Source organism: Paraburkholderia sediminicola, assembly GCF_046026855.1.
Lineage (GTDB): Bacteria > Pseudomonadota > Gammaproteobacteria > Burkholderiales > Burkholderiaceae > Paraburkholderia > Paraburkholderia sediminicola_A.
In genome coordinates this window covers 1-21098 of record NZ_JAQQET010000025.1, presented here as the reverse complement: position 1 = coordinate 21098, position 21098 = coordinate 1, and the positions used below count along the sequence as shown (strand labels likewise).

14 protein-coding genes are annotated in these 21098 nt (G+C 64.1%); 9 read left to right on the top strand and 5 right to left on the bottom strand.

From position 1 onward, the window contains the following. Window positions 1-8: 8 nt before the first annotated feature. From PQR40_RS25350 to PQR40_RS25330, 5 genes are read left to right on the top strand one after another with little or no spacing between them, the layout of a single operon-like run. Window positions 9-665 carry an urea amidolyase associated protein UAAP2 gene (locus PQR40_RS25350; RefSeq protein WP_408339998.1) on the top strand — a complete coding sequence of 219 codons (657 nt, stop codon included), beginning with the start codon at window positions 9-11 and terminating at the stop codon, window positions 663-665. After that, window positions 662-4276: an urea carboxylase gene (gene uca / locus PQR40_RS25345; RefSeq protein ID WP_408510070.1), complete on the top strand. Its 3615-nt coding sequence runs from the start codon at window positions 662-664 to the stop codon at window positions 4274-4276. Before PQR40_RS25350 ends, uca begins: the two co-directional genes overlap by 4 nt. Then, complete coding sequence (gene atzF, locus PQR40_RS25340; RefSeq protein ID WP_408510069.1) at window positions 4273-5832, top strand: allophanate hydrolase; 1560 nt, start codon at window positions 4273-4275, stop codon at window positions 5830-5832. Before uca ends, atzF begins: the two co-directional genes overlap by 4 nt. Beyond that, window positions 5819-6790, top strand: a complete 972-nt coding sequence (locus tag PQR40_RS25335; protein ID WP_408510068.1) for an ABC transporter permease — start codon at window positions 5819-5821, stop codon at window positions 6788-6790. The genes atzF and PQR40_RS25335 overlap by 14 nt, the downstream gene beginning before the upstream one ends. 60 nt (window positions 6791-6850) lie before the next feature. Further along, window positions 6851-7765 (top strand): ABC transporter ATP-binding protein, encoded by a 915-nt coding sequence (locus tag PQR40_RS25330; protein WP_408224915.1) that lies wholly within the window; start codon window positions 6851-6853, stop codon window positions 7763-7765. 28 nt (window positions 7766-7793) lie between these two features. On the opposite strand, the gene PQR40_RS25325 is transcribed toward PQR40_RS25330, so the two are convergent. Together PQR40_RS25325 and PQR40_RS25320 are read right to left on the bottom strand one after the other, a co-directional pair. After that, on the bottom strand, window positions 7794-9290 hold the full coding sequence (locus tag PQR40_RS25325; RefSeq protein ID WP_408224918.1) for a M81 family metallopeptidase: 1497 nt from the start codon (window positions 9288-9290) through the stop codon (window positions 7794-7796). A 136-nt stretch (window positions 9291-9426) separates the two neighbouring features. Continuing rightward, window positions 9427-10764 (bottom strand): MFS transporter, encoded by a 1338-nt coding sequence (locus PQR40_RS25320; RefSeq protein ID WP_408484423.1) that lies wholly within the window; start codon window positions 10762-10764, stop codon window positions 9427-9429. A 257-nt stretch (window positions 10765-11021) separates the two neighbouring features. Here PQR40_RS25320 and PQR40_RS25315 point away from each other — a divergent pair, with 257 nt between their 5' ends. The 3 genes from PQR40_RS25315 (at window position 11022) to PQR40_RS25305 (ending at window position 14316) form a co-directional block, all read left to right on the top strand. Next, window positions 11022-11945, top strand: coding sequence for a LysR family transcriptional regulator (locus PQR40_RS25315; RefSeq protein ID WP_408510067.1), 924 nt, complete (start codon window positions 11022-11024; stop codon window positions 11943-11945). A gap of 128 nt (window positions 11946-12073) precedes the next feature. After that, on the top strand, window positions 12074-12751 hold the full coding sequence (locus PQR40_RS25310) for a heavy metal response regulator transcription factor (RefSeq protein ID WP_408510066.1): 678 nt from the start codon (window positions 12074-12076) through the stop codon (window positions 12749-12751). Next, complete coding sequence (locus PQR40_RS25305) at window positions 12751-14316, top strand: heavy metal sensor histidine kinase (protein WP_408510065.1); 1566 nt, start codon at window positions 12751-12753, stop codon at window positions 14314-14316. Before PQR40_RS25310 ends, PQR40_RS25305 begins: the two co-directional genes overlap by 1 nt. On the opposite strand, the gene PQR40_RS25300 is transcribed toward PQR40_RS25305, so the two are convergent. From PQR40_RS25300 to PQR40_RS25290, 3 genes are read right to left on the bottom strand one after another with little or no spacing between them, the layout of a single operon-like run. Next, window positions 14297-15901 carry an efflux transporter outer membrane subunit gene (locus PQR40_RS25300; RefSeq protein WP_408510107.1) on the bottom strand — a complete coding sequence of 535 codons (1605 nt, stop codon included), beginning with the start codon at window positions 15899-15901 and terminating at the stop codon, window positions 14297-14299. The genes PQR40_RS25305 and PQR40_RS25300 overlap by 20 nt on opposite strands. A gap of 36 nt (window positions 15902-15937) precedes the next feature. Beyond that, window positions 15938-17206 (bottom strand): efflux RND transporter periplasmic adaptor subunit, encoded by a 1269-nt coding sequence (locus PQR40_RS25295; protein ID WP_408510064.1) that lies wholly within the window; start codon window positions 17204-17206, stop codon window positions 15938-15940. 19 nt (window positions 17207-17225) lie between these two features. Continuing rightward, entirely contained in the window at window positions 17226-20471 is a 3246-nt protein-coding gene (locus PQR40_RS25290) for an efflux RND transporter permease subunit (RefSeq protein ID WP_408340021.1), read from the bottom strand. Window positions 20472-20747: 276 nt separating this feature from the next. On the opposite strand from PQR40_RS25290, the gene PQR40_RS25285 reads away from it, so the two are divergent. Then, window positions 20748-21035 (top strand): DUF4148 domain-containing protein, encoded by a 288-nt coding sequence (locus PQR40_RS25285; RefSeq protein WP_408484412.1) that lies wholly within the window; start codon window positions 20748-20750, stop codon window positions 21033-21035. Window positions 21036-21098 lie beyond the last annotated feature (63 nt).

Genomic DNA, 21098 nt, shown 5'->3' with positions numbered 1-21098 from the left:
GACCCGCGATGCCTATCATCGAAAGCAAACTCGATATCCGCCATGCGGTCTACGACCTCACGCTGCCGTCCGGCGAGCCATGGCTGCACGAAGTGAAGCGCGGACAGATGTTCCGCATTCTCGATCTGGAAGGCAATCAGGCCGTCGATACGCTGTTCTATAACAGCGCCGATCCGCTCGAACGCTACAGCGCGCAGGACACGATCCGCGCGCAACGCAATCTTTATCTGTCTGCCGGCAGCACACTGATGTCGAACCTCGGCAAACCGATGCTGACCATCGTGGCGGATACGTGCGGGCGCCACGATACGCTCGGCGGCGCCTGCGCGGCCGAGAGCAATACGGTCCGCTATGCGCTCGATAAGCGCCATATGCATAGCTGCCGTGACAGCTTCCTGCACGCCATCACGCATTGCACGTGCGGCGTGGGCACGCAACTGACCAAACGCGACATCGTCAGCAATATCAACTTCTTCATGAATGTGCCGGTAACGCCGCTCGGCAAACTGACCTTCGAAGACGGCATCTCGGCGCCGGGCAAATACGTCGAAATGCGCGCCGAAATGGACGTCACGGTACTGATCTCGAACTGTCCGCAGTTGAACAATCCCTGCAACGGCTACAACCCGACGCCCGTGCGGCTGACCATCTGGGATGCCCAATGAGATTCGATAAAGTCCTGATTGCCAATCGCGGGGAAATTGCCTGCCGTGTGATTCGCACACTCAAGCGTCTTGGCATTGCCTCGGTCGCGGTCTATTCGGAAGCCGATCGTCACGCCATGCATGTCATGCTCGCCGACGAAGCGATCTGCATCGGCCCGGCGGTGGCGGCCAGCAGCTACCTGAATAGCGCGGCGATTCTCGACGCGGCGCACGCGACCGGCGCGAACGCCGTGCATCCCGGTTACGGTTTTCTCTCGGAAAATGCCGCTTTCGCGCAGGCATGCGAAGACGCGGGCATCCGCTTCATCGGGCCGCGCCCCGAGCAGATGCGCGAGTTCGGCCTGAAGCACACGGCACGCGATCTCGCGAAAGCCAATGAGGTCACGTTGCTGCCGGGTACGGGCTTGCTACCGGATGTTTCAACCGCCTTAAGCGAGGCCGAATCGATCGGCTATCCGGTGATGCTGAAAAGCACCGCGGGCGGTGGCGGCATCGGCATGTCGCTGTGCCGCGATGCAGCGCAACTGGAGAGCGTGTTCGCATCGGTCGCGCGGCTAGGCGAGGCCAACTTCGCGAACGCGGGCGTCTATATCGAGAAGTTCGTCGAGAACGCGCGCCATATCGAAGTGCAGATTTTCGGCGACGGCCGCGGCGGCGTGATTGCGCTCGGCGAACGCGACTGCTCGGTGCAGCGGCGCAATCAGAAAGTGATCGAGGAGACACCCGCGCCGGGTCTGACACAAGCGGAACGCACAGCACTGCACGCGAGCGCCGTGCGCCTCGCTCAGGCAGTGAACTACGCATCCGCCGGCACTGTCGAGTTCGTATTCGACGCCGACACGCGCCGCTTCTATTTCCTCGAAGTGAACACACGGTTGCAGGTCGAGCATTGCGTCACGGAGGAGGTGACGGGCGTCGATCTGGTCGAGTGGATGATTCGTCAGGCCGAGGGCGAGCTTGCACCGCTTGACACGCTCGTTCCGACGCCCAGCGGGGCGAGCATCCAGGTCCGCCTGTACGCGGAAGATCCGCACAAGCAGTTTCAGCCGAGCGCAGGCGTGCTGACGCACGTTGCATTCGCCGCCGACGCACGCGTGGACACATGGGTCGATGCAGGCACCGAAGTCAGTGCATTCTACGATCCGCTACTCGCGAAAATCATCGTCAAAGGCGCAAGCCGCGATGCCGCGCTCGCCGCGTTACGTGCTGCGCTGGAGCAGACACAGCTATACGGCATCGAGACGAACCTCGACTATCTGCGCGCCATCGCCGGTTCGGCTACCTTCGCGCGCGGCGAGCAAACCACCGCCTTCCTCACGCGCTTCGTGTTCGCACCGCACACCATCGACGTGCTCGACGGCGGCGTGCAGACCACCGTGCAGCAGACACCTGGACGCGTCGGTTACTGGGACATCGGCGTACCGCCGTCCGGCCCGATGGACGATCTGTCGTTCCGGCTCGCCAACGAACTGCTTGGCAATCCAGCCGACGCGGCCGGGCTCGAATGCGCGATGGTCGGCGCGACGCTGCGCTTTAACACCGCAACGCTGTTCGTGCTGGGCGGCGCACCGCTCGCCGCCAAGCTCGACGGCCAGCCGGTCGTGCTCTGGCAGGTCACGCGGGCAACGGCAGGTTCGGTGCTTAAGCTCGGCGGCGTGACCGGCGCCGGCATGCGTGCGTGTCTCGCGCTCAAGGGCGGCTTGCAGGTGCCGGACTACCTGGGCAGCAAGGCGACTTTCACGCTGGGTCAGTTCGGTGGCCACGCGGGTCGCGCCTTGCGCAAGGGCGACGTGCTGCATCTCGCCGCCGACGCTGGCCGTGGCGAGGCGGGCGCGCAACTCGATCCTGCGCGCGTGCCGGTGCTGACGCACGACTGGAGCCTTGGCGTGCTCGACGGCCCGCACGGTGCGCCGGATTTTTTTACGCCCGACGACATCGCCATGCTGTACGGCACGCGCTGGACGGTCCACTACAACTCCAGCCGCACAGGGGTCCGGCTGATCGGCCCGAAGCCCCAATGGGCGCGCACGGACGGCGGCGAGGCGGGGCTGCATCCGTCGAACATTCACGACAATGCGTATGCGGTCGGCGCGGTCGATTTCACCGGCGACATGCCGGTCATTCTCGGTCCGGACGGTCCGAGCCTCGGCGGTTTCGTCTGTCCGGTGACCGTGGTGGGCGACGAGTTATGGAAGCTTGGGCAACTGCGGCCAGGAGATACGGTGAGCTTCGAGCCCGTGCGCGAGCAACCGCCGGGGACGGCATCCTCGACCACCGCGGCCGGCGCGAGCCTCAATGCCCACGATTGCGTTCTCTACAGCGATCCATCTGCAGGCGAGGGCACAGGCGTGGTGTACCGTCGCTCCGGCGATCAGAACGTGCTGGTCGAATATGGTCCGCTCATGCTGGACCTGAGCCTGCGCTTTCGCGTGCATGCGTTGATGAACTGGCTCGATGCCCACCGGCTGCCCGGCATTGTCGATCTCACGCCGGGCATCCGTTCACTGCAGGTGCATTTCGACCCGCGCGCGCTGTCGCACGAGACCTTGCTGGCGCATCTTCAACGCGCCGAGCGCGAATTGCCCGCCGTCGACGCGATGCGCGTGCCGAACCGCGTCGTGCATCTCCCGCTGTCATGGGACGACCCGTCGACGCGGATCGCAATCGAACGCTATATGCAATCGGTGCGACCCGATGCGCCGTGGTGTCCGAGCAATATCGAGTTCATTCGCCGCATCAACGGGCTCGATAGCATCGACGACGTGAAGCGCATCGTGTTCGATGCCCGCTACCTGGTGATGGGTCTCGGCGACGTCTATCTCGGCGCGCCGGTGGCGACGCCACTCGATCCGCGTCACCGGCTCGTCACGACCAAATACAACCCGGCGCGCACGTGGACGCCGGAGAACGCGGTGGGGATCGGTGGCGCCTATCTCTGCGTGTATGGCATGGAAGGGCCGGGCGGCTATCAGTTTGTCGGCCGCACCGTGCAGATGTGGAATCGCTATCGCACCACGCGCGAGTTCGAAGCCGGCAAGCCCTGGCTGCTGCGCTTTTTCGACGAGATCCGCTTCTACGAAGTGAGCGAAACCGAGCTTGCCGGCTTACGCGCCGACTTCATCGCCGGCCGCGCAAGTCTGAAGATCGAAGAGTCGGTGTTCGACCTCGGTGCATACAACCGCTTCCTGCAGGACGAAGCCGGATCGATCGCCACATTCAAGAACGCGCAGCAGGCGGCTTTCGACGAAGAACGCGAACGCTGGGCTGCAGCCGGCCACGCGGAGTATGTCGGCGAGCCGGGCAGCGACGCGGGTTCGGCGTCCGGCAACGGGGCGGCCGACGCACTCGCGGCGGGTCAGCAGAGCATCGTCGCCGATGTATCGGGCAGTGTCTGGAAACTGCTCGTCAGCGAGGGCGAGCGCGTCAGCGAAGGGCAGGTGGTGGCGATCGTCGAATCGATGAAGATGGAAGTGTCCGTTGCCGTTTCGGAAGACGGCGTGATCGAAACGATCGATTGTGCGGCCGGCGCGGCGGTTGTTGCGGGTCAGCGCTTGATGGTGCTGCGTGCCGGCGTTGCAGCCGACGCCACAGAGGAGGCTACGTGCAAATGAAACAACACGACGATCTGTTCGAATCGATGTCGATTGCAGCGCTGCAGGCGCGCTACCGCGATGGCAGTCTCACGCCGGCGCAGGTGGTCGAAGCGATCGCTGCGCGAACCTCGGGGGACGATCCTCATCGCGCGTGGATTCGTCCGTTGAGCCGCGACGAGATGATGCGCCACGTCGATGCACTCGCCGGCCGCGATATCGAAGCACTACCGCTCTACGGCATTCCGTTCGCGATCAAGGACAACATCGATCTGGCCGGTATTCCGACGACGGCCGCGTGTCCGGCGTATGCCTACACCCCCGACAAAAGCGCGGCGGTCGTGCAACGTCTGATCGCGGCCGGTGCGATTCCTATCGGCAAGACCAACCTCGATCAGTTCGCCACCGGCCTGTCCGGGCAGCGTTCGCCGCACGGCGCCTGCCGCAACGCGCTCGATCCGCGGTATGCGTCCGGGGGCTCCAGTTCCGGGTCGGCGGTGTCGGTTGCGCTAGGCCTCGCGGCATTTTCGCTGGGCACCGACACGGCCGGCTCGGGGCGCGTACCGGCTGCGTTTCACGGCCTGATCGGACTCAAGCCGACCAGGGGCGTGCTGAGCACGCTCGGGGTGGTGCCGGCCTGCAAGTCGCTCGATTGCGTGTCGATCTTCGCGCGCTCGGCGAACGATGCGCAGCGCGTGTTCGAGGTGGCACGCGGCGTCGCGGAAGCGGACCCGTATGCACGCGAGTTTGAGCCGCTGATGCAACCGCACCCGTTACTGCAGTCGCCGCAGCACGCACCTGATCCGGTGACGCGCGAATCAGTGCCGCCTGCTTCGCAATCGTCTTTGCGCGGCGTGCGCTTTGGCGTGCCGCGTGCGGACCAGCTCGAATTTTTCGGCGACACTTCGTACGCACAGGCCTTCGACACCGCGTTGACACGCTTGCGTGAAGCCGGCGCCGAGTTGATCGAGATCGATTTCGAACCGTTCCTTGCCACCGCACGACTGCTGTACGAGGGGCCGTGGGTCGCGGAGCGGCTCGCTGCGATCCGCGAGTTCGTCGAAACGCAACCGGACGCGCTGCATCCGGTGATCCGCGAGATCATCGGCGGCGCGGCACGTTGGAGCGCGGCGGATGTGTTCGCCGCCTTCGATCGCCTTGCCGTCCTGCGCATGGGGGCCAGTCAGGTGTGGCAGCAGATCGATGCGATCGTCACGCCGACCTCGGCCACGACCGCCACCGTCGAACAACTCGAGGCGGATCCGATTCGCGTCAACTCGCGCTTCGGCTACTACACGAACTTCGTCAATCTGCTCGACCTGTCGGCGCTTGCCGTGCCGGCGGGTGTCTGCACGAGCGGTGCGCATGCCGGATTGCCGTTCGGCATAACCTTCGTCGCTCGCGCGCATCAGGATGTGATGCTGCTCGATCTGGCGCGCGCCTGGCTCGGCGAAACGGCATGCGAGCAGCAGAGCCTGGTGCCGGCGGCGCCAACGTCCGCAAACGGTGCGGAGAACACGAGCCGCGACAGCGACGCAACCGAACTTTGCCTCGGAGAATCCCATGACAGTCATTAACAGGAGCGACTGGTTCGCGGTGCGCCGCGAACTCTCGGCGCGCGGCAAGTGGCTGTTGGGCGCCGGCTCGTTCCTGCTGCCGCTGCTCGTGTGGTGCATCGTCAGCTACGTGCCGTTCGTCTGGCATCCGCAGGTGCTGATCGACAGCCCAGGCAGCGTCGACTATTTCCAGCCCGGCATGCGCGTCGACAAAGCCGTGTTCGCCGACGAACTGAGCCATGCGCAGGCGAGCCATACCACCTTGCCGACGGGCGAGCTGGTCAACCCCGTGTACCTGCCCGCGCCGCACGAGGTGCTGCGTGCGTTCTACACCGCGTTCACCACGCCGCCCGCGTCGCGCGACGGCGTGTGGTTGCATCAAAGCCTGTGGCACAGCATCCAGGTGATCTTCTGGGGCTTTGTGCTGTCGTCGTTGATCGGCGTGCCGATCGGTATCGTGTGCGGCACGTACAGTGCGATCGCCCGGCTGCAGGAGCCTTTTTTCGAGTTCTTCCGCTACTTGCCGGCGCCCGCGTTCGGCGCGCTGATGGTGGCGATCCTCGGCATTTACGACGGCCCCAAGATCGCCATCATCGTGATCGGCACAATGTTCCAGCAGGTGCTGATCGTGGCGAACACCACGCGCAAGCTGGAGTACGGCCTGTTCGAAGCGGCGATGACGCTCGGCACGAAAAAACTCAAGCTGCTGACGCATGTGGTGATTCCCGGCATCCTGCCGGACCTGTACCGCGACCAGCGCATCCTGCTCGGCTGGGCATGGACCTACCTGATCGTGGCGGAACTGGTCGGCACCAGCTCCGGCATCACGTGGTACATCACGCAGCAGGCGCGCTATGAGCATTTCGACAACGTCTACGCGGCGATCATGATGATCGGGATCATCGGGCTCGGCACCGACCTCGTGCTGGCGTATCTCGGCCGCAAGCTGTTTCCGTGGGACCGTACGCTCAAAGCCTAGCGGCCTGGTTCATACCACTGCGCATTGCAGCCCGCTGCACCGCATTCAAAGGATTCCATTATGTTAAATCCGCAACCGATTCCGTCGTACCTGATCCAGTCCGAGGCGGTGCGCGAGCGTTTCGACCGTCTGAAGTCGCGCGAAGTGATTCTGGAAGTTCGCGACCTAGACAAGCGTTTCCAGTCCGCACAGGGCGAGTGCACGGCGTTGAACGGCATCAGCTTCAAGACGCACCGGCGCGAGTTCGTCTGCGTCATCGGACCGTCGGGCTGCGGCAAGTCGACCTTGATCCGCATTCTCGCGGGCCTCGAGCGGCAGACGAGCGGCAGCGTGCTGCTCGACGGCAAGCCGGTGGAAGGGCCCGGCGCCGATCGCGGCATGGTGTTTCAGGGCTACACGCTGTTTCCGTGGCTAACGGTCAAGAAAAACGTCATGTTCGGCTTGAAGATGAACGGCCACAGCAGCATGCATGCCGAGCGCGAGGCGCTGCAATGGCTCGATCTGGTCGGCCTGACGAAGTTCGCCAATGCGTATCCGCATCAGTTGTCCGGCGGGATGAAGCAGCGCGTGGCGATTGCGCGCGCGCTCGCGAACCGGCCGCGCATTTTGCTGATGGACGAGCCGTTCGGCGCGCTCGATGCGCAAACGCGCGCGAAGATGCAGACGCATTTGCTCGATATCTGGCGCAACATCGACGTCACCGTGCTGTTCATCACGCACGATCTCGATGAGGCGATTTTTCTTGCCGACCGCATCCTGGTGCTGAAGGCCAATCCCGGCGAGGTGCAGGAATTGATCGAAGTGCCGGTGCCACGTCCGCGCGACTATTCGCAGGTCACGTCAGCGGAGTTTCTTGCCACCAGGGCGCGGCTCGAAGCGCTGATTCATCCCCCCACAGCCGCCGCCGACGAGGAAGACGACGCCGTCAAACCCCATATGATCCGGATGGTGGACGTGGCCGACAACGTCGAGTGAAGGCGGCCATTGCGCTCAGTCTGCGCACCTAGCCGGCGAACGGCGCGCCCATCGGTCGCGTGCGGATGCCGGGCGTGAGCCGCGTCCACGGCAAGTCGCCCGGATCCGCGGTCATCGGACCTGGAGCCTTGGCGACCAGCACGGCGTGCGCAATCGGCTCGAAGTCGGCCCGAAAATGCACTGAGCTCTTGTTCACGAGTATTTTCATCTGCTCCGGCTCGATGCCCGCGACCCGGTACAGATTGCGGTCGAGCATCTGCGCCTTGGTCGAACTCACGGCAATCCGCACGCCGCCGATTTTCAGGCAGGCGACGGGGCCGAGATTCACCTGCATGCCGTGCATCATCGGGCCGTCGTAGCGGCAACGGCCATCGGACAGCGCCACGACCTCGAAGCGGCCCGCGAACGGCGTGTCGCCCGGCACGTTCGAACGGCCGCCCAGCGCCAGCTCGAGCGTGGCGCCCACGCCTGCCGCATGCGCTTGCGCGGCCGCTTCCGGATCCCAGATCAGGCCGAGTGCGGCGTCTTGTGCGCCTTCGGCCAGCAACGCGCGCAGCATGCCGGTCGTGTTCGAATCGGCGCCCGCGCCCGGATTGTCCTGCGTGTCCGCGATCACAATGGGTTTCTGCGCCGTGGCGGAGAGGCGCATCGCTTCAGCGACGGCAGCCTCGGGGGACAAAAATGGCACAGCCCATAACGATTCGTCGCGCAGCATGGTGTCGTAGAGCGCATCGACGGCCGTGCGCGCCGCCGCCGCGTTGTCGCCATAGCCCCAGATAACCGGGCCGCATTCGGGGAAATCGGCAGCCGGAAAGCCTGGCGCAAACGAGAGCGAGACGACCTGATCTTTTTCCAGCATGCCGAGTGCCGCGTACATCGAGCGAGCCGGCTCGAGCAGGGTGCACATGCCATTGATCGGAATCAGAAACGGCAAGCGGCGCGCGGCGCACACGAGCGGCTTGCGCTCGTCCAGCAGACGCGCAAGCAGACGCTCCGCCCGTGCCCCCGTAGCGGCCATGTCGACGTGCGGATAGGTGCGGTAAGCGACCAACGCATCTGCGCTCGCGAGCATGCGTTCGGTCACGTTTGCGTGAAGGTCGAGCGAGGCAACGATCGGCACCGACGCACCGACTTTCGCCCGCAGGCGCGCGAGCAGTTCACCTTCGCCGTCGTCCACATGCTGCGCCACCATCGCGCCGTGCAAGTCGAGATAGATGGCATCGAAACCGCCGGCGCCGGCGGCCGCGACGATCTCGCCGGCAATCCGCTCGTAGGCGTCTTCTGTGACTTGCGCGGATGGGCTGGCGGCGGTCCAGATCACCGGCATCAGTGTATGTCCGTGCTGCTCGCTTGCACGGATAAAGCCGCCGATCGGCAGGTTGACGTCGCGCAGCGCGAGCACAGCGTCGCCGCGCGTCATGGCCGGATGGCCCTCGCCGCGCACGAAGCTGTCGTAGGTCGCGGGCGACGGCGCAAAGGTATTGGTCTCGTGCTGGAAGCCAGCAATCAGGATCTTGAATGCCAAGTTAATGCTCTCCGTTGAAGAAGCCGGCACGCAGGGTCGCGCCGGCATGTCCGTTGAGTCTGGTCCGTCAGTTCGGTCACTCAGGTTGGTGACGAAGGTTGGTCGCTGAGTCAGTTCACTGAGTTAGTTCATTGAGTCAGTGAACTGAGTCACGCGAGTCGGCGGGCCAGGCCCGGCGAGCCTGCGCGGCGGCTGGCGAAGGCAGGCGATTCGCGACCAGCAGAATCGCGCCGAGCGCCAGCAGCCCGACCATCACGTACAGCCCCGCCTGCAGGCTGCCCGTCGCCGTCTTGGCCCAACCGATGATCGTGGGGCTCAGAAAGCCGCCCAACAGGCCGATGGTGTTGATCAATGCAATGCCGCCGGCGGCCGAATCGCCCTTCAGATAAGCGGACGGAATGGCCCAGAAGACGGTGTAGGAGACCCACATCATCGCCGTGGCGACGGTCATGAAAAGCAGCGACATCACAAGATGCCCGCTCGCCAGCGTCGCGACGGCCAGCGCCACCGCGCCGACGAGCGCCGGCACCGCGCTGTGCCACCGCCGTTCGCCGTGGCGATCCGAACTGCGTCCGCCGAGATACATGCCGATCACCGCGGCAATGTAGGGAATCGTCGAATACAGGCCGATCTGCATCGTGTCGGTCACGCCGTCGGCCTTGAGAATGGTCGGCAGCCAGAAGTTGACCGTATAGATGCCGCAGATCACGCAGAAATATGCGATCGCCATCAGGTACACGCGTGGATCGCGCGCGATCTGCCCGAACGAGTGATGCGCCGCGGGCGGTGCGCCCAGCCCGCTGGCGAGCACCCGTTTGTCGTCGGCCGAGAGCCACTTCGCATCGGCGGGGCGATCGACCAGGAAGAACCACGCGATCACACCGAGCACGATGCACGGCAGTCCTTCGACGAGAAACATCCATTGCCAGCCGGCGAGTCCAGAAGCGCCCGCAAAGGCCGTCATGACCCACGTCGACAGCGGGCCGCCGACCACGCCGCTGAGCGGCCCGGCGATCATCACGGTCGCGATCGCGCGCGCCATGCGGGCTTCGCCGTACCAGTAGGTCAGGTAAAAGATCATCCCCGGCGCGAAGCCGGCTTCAAATACGCCGAGCAGAAAGCGCAGGCCGTAAAACATCGGCACGTTGTGGACGAACAGCATCGACGCGGACGTGAGGCCCCACAGCACCAGAATGCGGCTGATCGTTTTGCGCGCGCCCACTTTCGGTAGCAGCAGATTGCTCGGCACTTCGAACAGCACATAGCCGAGAAAAAAGATGCCTGCGCCGACGCCATAGACCGCATCGGAAAACCCCAGATCGCTTTGCATCTGCAGTTTCGCGAAGCCGATGTTGAGCCGGTCGAGGCACGCAAACAGATAGCAGATGAGCAGAAACGGCAACAAACGCCAGTTGAGCCGGCTGTAAAGCGCCGTGGCCTCGTCGGCACTCGGATTCGATGGAATAGCGGACACGGACAGCCTCCAGGGGAACGGTTGCGAACGGCAGGTGGGGAACGACGATGTGACGAGTGGCTCGCGATTTCTCTTGATTGGGTACCGGGCCGATAGTCGGTAGCCAATAACTGGGTAGCAAGAGCAACTAAAGTGCAGTATTGTTGCTCGTTGGGCAACGCTCGATGACGCATGGAATTGAGCAACGCCACAAACGCAAACACAGGCACAGGCACAGGCACAGGCACAGGCACAGGCACAGGCACAGGAGCCAGACGATGCGGGAAATCAACCAGCGCCGCTTGCGCTATTTCCATGAAGTGCTCGCCCACGGCTCGATTCGCGGCGCGGCGGACCGGCTGAACACGGCGGCTTCGGTGATTACGCGGCAAATCAGGTTGCTTGAAGAGGAGATCGGCGCGCCGCTGTTCGAGCGCCACGCGCGCGGCGTCGCGCCTACCGAAGCGGCACAGCATCTGATCGAATTCTGGCACGGCTGCCAGGCGCAGCAGGAACAGTTCGAACAGCGCTTGCAGGCGCTCCATGGGCTGCAGCAGGGGCAGATCAGGCTGGTGATCAGCGAAGGCTATATCGACGGCCTGATGGACGAGGTGCTGACCGACTTCTGCGCCCGCTATCCGAAGCTCGACGTCACGGTGGAAATGCTGCCGGTCAACGAGATCGTGAGCGAAGTCGTCGAAAGCCGTGCCCATATCGGGCTGGCGTACAACCCGCCGAGCGATCCGCACATCGAGTACCGGGCCACCTCACTGCAGCCGGTGGTGCTGCTCGTGCACGCCGGACATCCGCTGGCGGTGCGTGGTGGGCCGGTCAGCGTCGACGAGATGCTCCAGTGTCCGCTCGCGCTGATGCCGCCGGCGTTCGGTCTCGGGCAAGCCGTGCAGATGCTCGCCTTCGCCGATAACGTGCAGATCCGACCGACGCTCACCACCAACTCGCTGACGGTGTTGAAACGCTTCGTCAAAAAGGGCGAGGGGGCGACGCTGATCGGCAGCTTCGCCGCGATGCACGAAATCGCGGCGGGCGAACTCGTTGCGTTGCCGATCGAGCATCCGCTATTTGCCTCGGCGAAAGCCCGGATACTGGTTCGGGCGGGCCGCCCGTTAGCCACCGCCGCGGATGAACTGCTGCGCTGGATGCTGGAAAGGATGTCGATGTTCAGCGGCACGGCGGCCGGTTAAACGTGGCCTTTCTGCGAGCGGGCAGGGCCTGGCACTGTGCGCAGCCAACATTACCGGATCGTAATCATCACGCGCGCCGCTTGCCGGTATGATTTGACGGTCAAGTCAAGCACAGCGGAGCACTCCCCATGCGAATCCTGGTGATCGAGGACGAGCTCAAGACAGCGGCCTATCTGAAGAAAGGCCTGGAAGAATCCGGCTGCGCGGTCGATGTCGCGAACGACGGTCCACAAGGGCTGATCCTCGCGCAGGAAGAAGAGTACGACGTGATCGTGCTCGACGTGATGCTGCCCGGCATGGATGGCTGGACCATCGTCAAGACCTTGCGCAGCACGCGTACCACGCCGGTGCTGTTCCTCACGGCCCGCGACGACGTCGACGACCGCGTGCGCGGCCTTGAACTCGGTGCGGACGATTACCTCGTCAAACCCTTCGCCTTCGTCGAATTGCTGGCCCGGGTACGTACGCTGGCGCGCCGTGGGCCGCCGCGCGAAAGCGAGCTGATCAAGGTGGGCGATCTGGAAATGGACGTCAATCGGCGGCGCGTGAAACGCGGCGGCACGCGTATCGATCTCACGCCGCGCGAGTTTTCGCTGCTGCAGTTGCTGGCGCGCCGTCAGGGCGAAGTGCTGAGCCGCACGCAGATTGCGTCCTATGTGTGGGACATGAATTTCGACAGCGACACCAATGTCGTCGAAGTCGCGATCCGGCGGCTGCGCACCAAGATCGACGATAACTTTCCCATCAAGCTGATTCATACGGTGCGCGGCGTCGGCTATGTGCTCGAATTGAAGGACGCCGCCTGATGCGTGGCCGCTCGCTCGCCGCGACGCTCGCGCTTGCCTTCGGCGTCACCACGCTCGCGGTTTTCGTGCTGGTCGGGAGTTTTCTGTATCTTGCGCTGGAAAAGCAGATCAAGGCGCAGGACGATCTCGACATCGTGCTCGCCGCACGCCACGCACGGCGGCTCGCGCAGGAACTCGATGCATCGAAAGGCATTCGCGAGCACGGCGAGCGCTTGGCCAGCACCGTGCTGGGGAATGAAGCGATGTCGATGGAAGTGTTCGGTCCCGATGGGCGTATGGCGATCGAACACAACGCCGGAGAGACCTTCCCGGCGCCCGGCGGCACGGCAGGCAGCGCTGCTTCCACAGCCTCAAATGCGCCCGATGCTTCGGTCGCACTCAATGGGGCAGGCGACACGAGCGATCCCAGTGATGCCGGCGAAACCGCTGAAGCAGGCGGCGTCGAAACGATCGCCGCGTTGCCGCCGCTTACGCGTATTCCCGCTTCGGCGCGCATTACCGAAGTGGATATCGGCGCCTGGACCGGCCGCAACGGCGCACCGATCCGCGGCATTCTCGCGGACGCGCGGCTGCACGACGGCGATACGGCGACCGTGCTGATCGCCCGCAACATGAGCGACCGCTGGCGGCTGCTCGACCGCTATCGCGACAAGCTGAACATCGCCGGCGCGGCCGGCGTGCTTCTGGCGATGCTGCTGAGCTATCTGCTGATTCGCGCGGCCATGCGGCCGTTGCGCGATATCGCGGCGAGCGCGGGGCTCGTCACGGTCAATCGTCTGAATACGCGGATTACGGTGGCGCGTGTGCCGAGCGAACTTGGAACACTGGTGGCGTCGCTGAATGCCATGCTCGAGCGCGTCGATCTCGGCTTTCAGCGCCTGTCGCGTTTCACCGCCGACCTCGCGCACGATATGCGCACGCCGCTCGCCAACATGCGCGGCGCCGCCGAAGTCGCGCTCGCCCGGCCGCGTTCCGCCGACGAATATGAATCCGTGCTCGCATCGAATCTGGAAGAGTGCGATCGTCTGTCGCGAATGATCGAAAACGTGCTGTTTCTCGCGCGTGCTGAACATCCGCAGTTCGTCAAACATATGCGCGAGTTCGACGCCGTGCAGGAACTGACGCGGATTGCCGAATATTTCGAAGGTATTGCCGACGATGCGAATGTCAGGGTGCAGGTCACCGGTACGGCGATGCTGACGGCGGATCTTGAGCTATTTCGCCGTGCCGCCAGCAATCTGCTGGCCAACGCGATCCGCTATACGCCGCGCGGCGGCGAGATTACGCTCGATGCTCGCACATCGGCTGGCGAGGTGCGCGTCACCGTGTCGAACCAGGGGCAGCCAATCGCCGCCGAGCATCTCGAACGGATCTTCGACCGTTTCTATCGCATCGATCCGTCGCGCAGCGCCTTGCCTTCGTCCGGCTCGTCGCAAGGGTCCGCCGGTTCGACGGGGCTCGGCCTTGCCATCGTCCGCACGATCATGGAACTGCACGGCGGCTCCGTTCGTGCTGAAAGCGACGCGCGGGGCACCTGCTTCATCCTCACGTTCCGGCGGGCTTAGGGGCGTGCTGTCTGGTGGGCGCAGTAGCAAGCGTGGTGCTGGATTGGGCCGCTGATGGGGCCACAGGCCCAGTGGCGCTCGCCGCGTCAGCCCCATCCTGCGCCGCCACACCATCGTCCTGCCTGCGCCACGTCCCACCCAGCGCCTTCAACAACAACACGCTCGACTCCAACTGCCGCGCGGCGATCTGATCTGCCGTGCGCTGGTTCGTCAGCGCGATCGTCTGTGCGGTCACCACGTCGAGATAGCTGACCGCGCCCGCGTTGAAGCGGTTCGTCGTGAGCCGCAACGACAGATCCGCAGCGGTGGTCGCGCGCTGCTGGCTGGCGGCTTCGTCGGTGAGCGAATGCAAGGCGGACAGATTGTCCTCGACCTGCTGGAAGGCCACCAGCACCGATTGCCGGTAATCCGCCACCGCGCCGTCGTACTGCGCCGTCGCGCCATGCAGACTGGCCGTGCGCTTGCCACCGTCGAACAGCGTGCCGACCAGTTGCGGGCCGAGCGACCAGAACAGACTCGGCGCGCTGAGCCAGGGCGCGAAGAAGGTGCTTTCCAGCCCCGCGCTTGCCGACAACACCAGATCGGGGAAGAACGCCGCGTGCGCCACGCCGATCTGTGCATTCGCCGACGCCACGCGCCGTTCGGCCGCGGCGATATCGGGGCGTCGCTCGAGCAGTTGCGACGGCAAGCCAACAGGAATCGCCGGCGGCGTTGCAGCCGAGCCGTTCGGCGGCAGCGTGAAGGTCGAGGCCGGCTCGCCGATCAGCGTGGCAATCGCATGCTGCATCTGCGCGCGCGTCACGTCGATGTCGGTATCTTGCGTGCGCGTTGCTTCGAGTTGGGTAGTGGCCTGAGCCACAGCGGAGGCATCGATCGCGCCGTCTTTCAATTGCTGCTGCAGCAGCTTCAAGGCGGCGGCGTAGGCGGTCACGCTGTCGTCTAGCAGTTTCTTTTGCGTGTCGAGCGAGCGCAGGGAGAAATAGTCGACGGCGAGATCGGCACTCATCGACAGACGCACGGCTTCGAGATCCGCCGCGCTCGCATCGGCATCGGCTCGCGCGCCAGTCACCGTGTCGCGCACCCGGCCGAACAGATCCGGCTCCCAGCTCGCGGACACGCCGGCCGAATAGTCGGGGATGGTCTTGCCTGCGAGCGAACGGTCTACGAGGTTCTGTGAAGTCCGCGAGCGGTCCTGGGCGACACCGGCGGTGATCGTCGGGAAAAAGCCGGCGCGCTGATAATCCACCATCGAACGCGCTTGCTGGACCTGTGCAACCGCCTTGCGCACGGTCTGATTCGAGACCTCGACGCGCGCTTCGAGTTGATTCAGCACCGGATCGTTGAAGATCGCCCACCAGGGGCCGCGCGGTGCTGTGTCGGCAGGGGCGGCCTGGGCCCAGCCAGCCGCCGCGCCTGCGTACTGCGCGGGGATTTCGGCGGTGGGGCGCTGGTACGGCGGCAAAGTCGAGCAGGCGCTCAGCAGTGCGCCAATCAGCGTGACCGCAACGGACCGGCGCAGGAACGGACGATGCAAAGACGGGCGGCTCAAAGGCGAATCACACAAAAGCCGCCGTGAAACAGACATTGAAGACATTCGACTCATCCTTTCGATGACTGGCGCTCAGCTATGCGCAGCCGGCGCGATCTGCACGAGCTGGCCGGTACTCAGCGAATCGCCGGGGTTATCGATCACACGGTCGGTGGCCGCGAGGCCCGTGGTGATCTCCACATGCGTGCCGAAATCGCGGCCGATGTGCACCGTCTTGAGCGCCGCACGGCCGTCGCCGTCGACCACGGCGACCGTCACGCCATCCGGACGGAAGAGCAGGGCGCTGACGGGCAGATCGAGCGCCGGCGTGGTCGACTGCAACTGCAGATGCACCTGCGCGTAGGCGCCCGGCATCAGCGCGCCGTCCTTGTTATCGACGTCGACCTCGACGCGCAGCGTGCGGCTCGACGGATCGATCGAGCCGGTGGTGCGCGCCACCTTTGCGGCGATGTGCCGCCCGGGATACTGCTGAGCGCTCAGATACACCCCGGTGTCGGGCGTGACGTACGGCGCGTCGTTCTGCGGTACGTCGACGAACACGCGCAACACGCCGGTCTGCTGGATATGAAACAGCTCACCCGACATACCTGCGGTGCCGGGCGTACCGCCCGCCGTTACGAGTGCGCCGACATCGACATTGCGCGCGGTGATCGTGCCGTCGAACGGTGCGGTGATCTTTTCGTAGGACACCAGTTCGGCCAGATGCGAGACATTGGCTTGCGCCGACGCCAGCATCGCGCGGCGCGCTTCCATGTCGCTGACTTTCGTATCCGCATCCTGTTGCGCGACCGATTGGGTTTTCAGCATTTCCTGCCAGCGCTGCGCGGTGGTCTTCGCGAAGTCGAAATTGGCTTGCGCGGTGGCTTCGTCGGCACGGGCCTGGCGCAGTTGTGCATCCAGATCGGGCGCGCTGATCGTGGCGAGCGTCTGGCCGGTTTTTACCTGGGCACCGATGTCGGTGTTCCAGTGCGCCAGATAGCCGCTCGTACGCGCATAGATCGACGCTTCGGCGAACGGTGTCACCGCGCCGGGCAACAGCAACTCGTGGACGGCCGGCGCGGCGCGTGGTGTGACCACGGAAACGCTGAGGATGCTTTGCGCTTGTGTCTGTTGCGTCAACACTGCGCTTGCGTGCAGACGAGGCACGATGCCGACGATCAGCAGCGCCGCGGCGAGGCCGGTCAATGCGAGCGGCCAGAGACGGCGGCGCGGCTTCGGGCTTGCGGTCACGTTGGCGGAGCGGGCCGCTTCGTCGGCTTTCACGGCCTCAGCGGCTCGATCAGCCTCGACGTCCGGTTGAGACCTGTCGCCGAGGTCGGGCGGAAGTGATGGATTGTTCATGAGCGAGCTCTCGTCGGAGTCAAAGTGTGCGGGCGGAAACGCCGGATTCTTGTGTGTCGGTGCGGGCCGCGCGGCGTTTGTCGAGCCATGCATGCACCATCCCGTAGACGACGGGGACGAACAGCAATGTGGACACCGTGCCAAGCGCGAGGCCGCCGATCACCGCGCGGCCGAGCGGCGCGTTCTGTTCGCCGCCGTCGCCAAGGCCGAGCGCCATCGGCAGCATGCCGATCAGCATGGCGAGTGCGGTCATCAGCACCGGACGGAAGCGGCTGAAGCCGGCTTCGAGCGCAGCCTGCAACGGTGGCTTGCCAGCGTGATGGAATTCACGCGCGGTGTTGATTACGAGAATGCTGTTGGCCGTGGCAATGCCGATGCACAGAATCGTGCCCGTCAGTGCCGGCACGCTCAGACGTGTGCCGGTGCTGAACAGCATCCACGCAATGCCCGCGAGCGAACCCGGCAGGCCGCTGATGATGATGAACGGATCGAGCCACGACTGGAAATTGACGACCATCAGCAGATAGACAAGGGCGATCGCGAACACGAGCCCGCTTGCGAGGCCGCTGAACGAGTCGTGCATCGCCTGCACCTGGCCGCGCACCACGATCGACGCGCCCGGCGGCAATTGCGGCCGGATCTGATCGACGAGCCGGGTCACATCGGCCGCCACACCACCAAGATCACGCCCTTGGGTCGATGCAAAAATATCGAGCACCGGCTGCACGTTGTAGTGCGAGACGACAGCCTGCTGGGTGCCGCGTGTCAGCGTGCTCAGCGCGCCGAGCAAGTTTTGCGGCGCGGGGCCGTTACCGTTTGCCGCAACGGACGCGTTCATGACGGCGGCACCCGTGCCACCCATCTGCGCGACCGGAATATTGGCAAGCGATTGCAGCGAATTGATGTCGTACTGAGGCATCATCGCCATGAGCGGATAGCTGACGCCGTTGCGCGGATCGAGCCAGAAATTCGGCGAGGTCTGCGAACTGCCGGAGAGCGCGATCAGCAGGTTCTGCGACACGTCACGTTGCAGCAGGCCGGCCTGAATCGCCCGTGTGCGGTCGACATTCACGTTGATTGCGGGGGCATCGCCCGGCTGCTGGATCCGCGCGTCGACGAGACCACGCACGCTGCGCAGTTCCGCGAGCAAGCGGTTCGCGACCACGCGGTTGGCGTCGAGCTTGTTGCCGACGATCTGGATGTCGATGGGCGCCGGCAAGCCGAAATTGAGAATCTGGCTAACAATGTCGGCGGGCAGGAATGCAAACGTGACGCCGGGAAAATCACTGGACAAGGTTGTGCGCAGCGTCGCTACATAAGCCGCGGTGGGCTTGTGTTTGGCCGCGAGAGTGATCATCACATCGGCGTCTTCCGGGCCGATCGGGTCCGACGAATCGTAGGTCAGATTGATGCCGCTCACCGGCACGCCGATATTGTCGAGCACGGCGGCCAGTTCCTGCTTCGGAATCACACTGCGCACCCGGGCTTCAACTTCATCGGTGATGCGCGCGGTGTCTTCAATACGCGTGCCGGTCGGCGCACGCAGATGCAGGCGGATTTCGCCGGTATCGACCGCCGGGAAGAAGTCCCGGCCGGCAAACGGCACCAGTGCGAGCGAGCCCATACACAGCATGAGGAAGACGACAATGAAGCGGCGCGGGCGCGCAATTGCCCTCGCAAGCACGCCACGATAGCCTTCGCGCAGGCGTTCGAAGCGATGTTCGAAACCGGCCTGGAAGCGGATCAACCGCGCAATCGGCCCGTTACCCGTCACCGGCGTATTGCTGCGTGCGCGCATCAGATACATCGCGAGCGTCGGCACCAGCGTACGCGAGAAGAAATACGACGCGATCATCGCGAATACCACCGCTTCGGCGAGCGGCACGAACAGATAGCGCGCGACGCCGGAGAGCAGAAACATCGGCACGAACACGATGCAGATCGATAGTGTCGAGACGAAGGTCGGCACGGCGATTTCACCTGAACCGTTCAGAATTGCGTCGTGCAGCGGTTCGCCGTTTTCCAGATGATGCGTGATGTTTTCGATCGCGACCGTGGCATCGTCGACGAGAATACCCACTGCGAGCGCGAGTCCGCCGAGCGTCATGATGTTGATGGTCTGGCCCAGCGCGGAAAGCGCGATCAGTGAAGTCAGCACCGCGAGCGGAATCGACACCGCAATGATCAGCGTGGCGCGCCAGCTGCCGAGAAACAGCAGGATCATCACGGCCGTCAGGGCCGCGGCGATCACAGCCTCGCGCGCCACACCCACGACCGCCGACTTGACGAACACCGATTGGTCGGACAGCGCGGTGATGTGTAAAGCGCTCGGCAAGCCGGCCGCGATATGCGGCAGCATCGCCTTGACCTGCTGGATGATGGTCAACGTGGACGTGCTGCCGGATTTCTCGATGGTGAGCAAGGCGGCGCGTTTGCCGTCGCTGCGCACGATGTTGGTTTGCGGCGCGTAGCCGTCGCGCACATGGGCCACGTCCCGCACATACACCACGCCGCCGGCCACCGTCTTGATCGGCAGGTCGTTCAGCGCGGCAACTGTGTCAGTACTACCGTTCATCTGCACGTTGTATTCCTTCGTGCCGATTTTCGCGGTGCCGCCCGGCAGAATCAGGTTCTGCGCATTGACGGCATTGACTACGTCGAGCGGGGCAAGACCTTTGGCCTGGAGCGCGCGCGGGTCGATATCGACCATGATCTGGCGGACTTTGCCGCCGAACGGCAACGGTACCGACGCGCCTTGCACCGTCGCCAGTTGCGTGCGGATCTGACTGTTGCCGAGGTCGTAGAGCTGCTGTTCGGAAAGCGTGTCGCTGGAGAGCCCGAGTTGCAGGATCGGCACCGTCGACGCGTTGTACGTGATGATGTTGGGCGGCAACGTGCCAGGCGGCAGCACGCGCAGGATCGACGCGGAATTGGAGGCCGCCTCGGCAATCGCGCGATTGATATCCGCACCCGGATGAAAAAAGATCTTCACTACCGAGACGCCATTCAGCGATTGCGACTCAATGTGTTCGATATCGTCGACGTCCGAGGTCAGGGCGCGCTCGTAATTCGAGGTGATGCGGTTGGCCATGTCCTGGGCGGAAAAGCCGTTATACGTCCAGACGATACTGACCACCGGGATGTCGATGTTCGGAAAGATATCGGTCGGCGTGCGCAGTATCGCGAGGGGGCCGACGATAAAGATCAACACCGCGAGGACCACGAATGTATATGGGCGGCGCAGCGCGAGCTTGACGATCCACATGACGGTTTCCTGAAAAGAGGCAGAGGGAGGCGCGCGGGTTTTGACGCGCCTGGCGGCGCGGGACGCGGGCTTCTTTGTAAGTCAGGAGTGTGGAGGATGGGCGCTTACCGGGGGTGGTCCGGTAGATTACCGTTCTGTTATCTTGCGTTTGGGTTCAAGCGTGGTGCCTGGATAACAAAACGGTAATCTGAAGGTCAGTGCTCCGACAGCTGAAATGACAAGAATGGGAAGCGTGGTTCAGGCCACTCATTTCTTGCACTTCATCGGAGAGACATCATGAAACTGCTTACCGCTATTGCTATTGCTGCCCTTAGCCTGCCGTTCGGGGCGAATGCTTTTGCTCAATCTAATCCGTCAGGATTGACTCGCGCCGATGTTATGGCGCAGTTGCAGCAGGCTCAGGAAGAAGGGCTTGTGCCCACGCCTAATAATGACTATCCGCCTACGGCCAGGGAGATTGCTCGGAATCGGGAGATCTATGCTATTCAGCATGGGAAGGATGGCGCTGGCGCTGTGAAGACGGCAGGGGTGCCGGGTACCAATGCTGGGGCTTCGTCTAATTGATGCTAGTGGTGTTCTTCGCCTGCGGCGTTGGCCTTTCCTTGCTTTCTTCGTGGTCTATTAGTG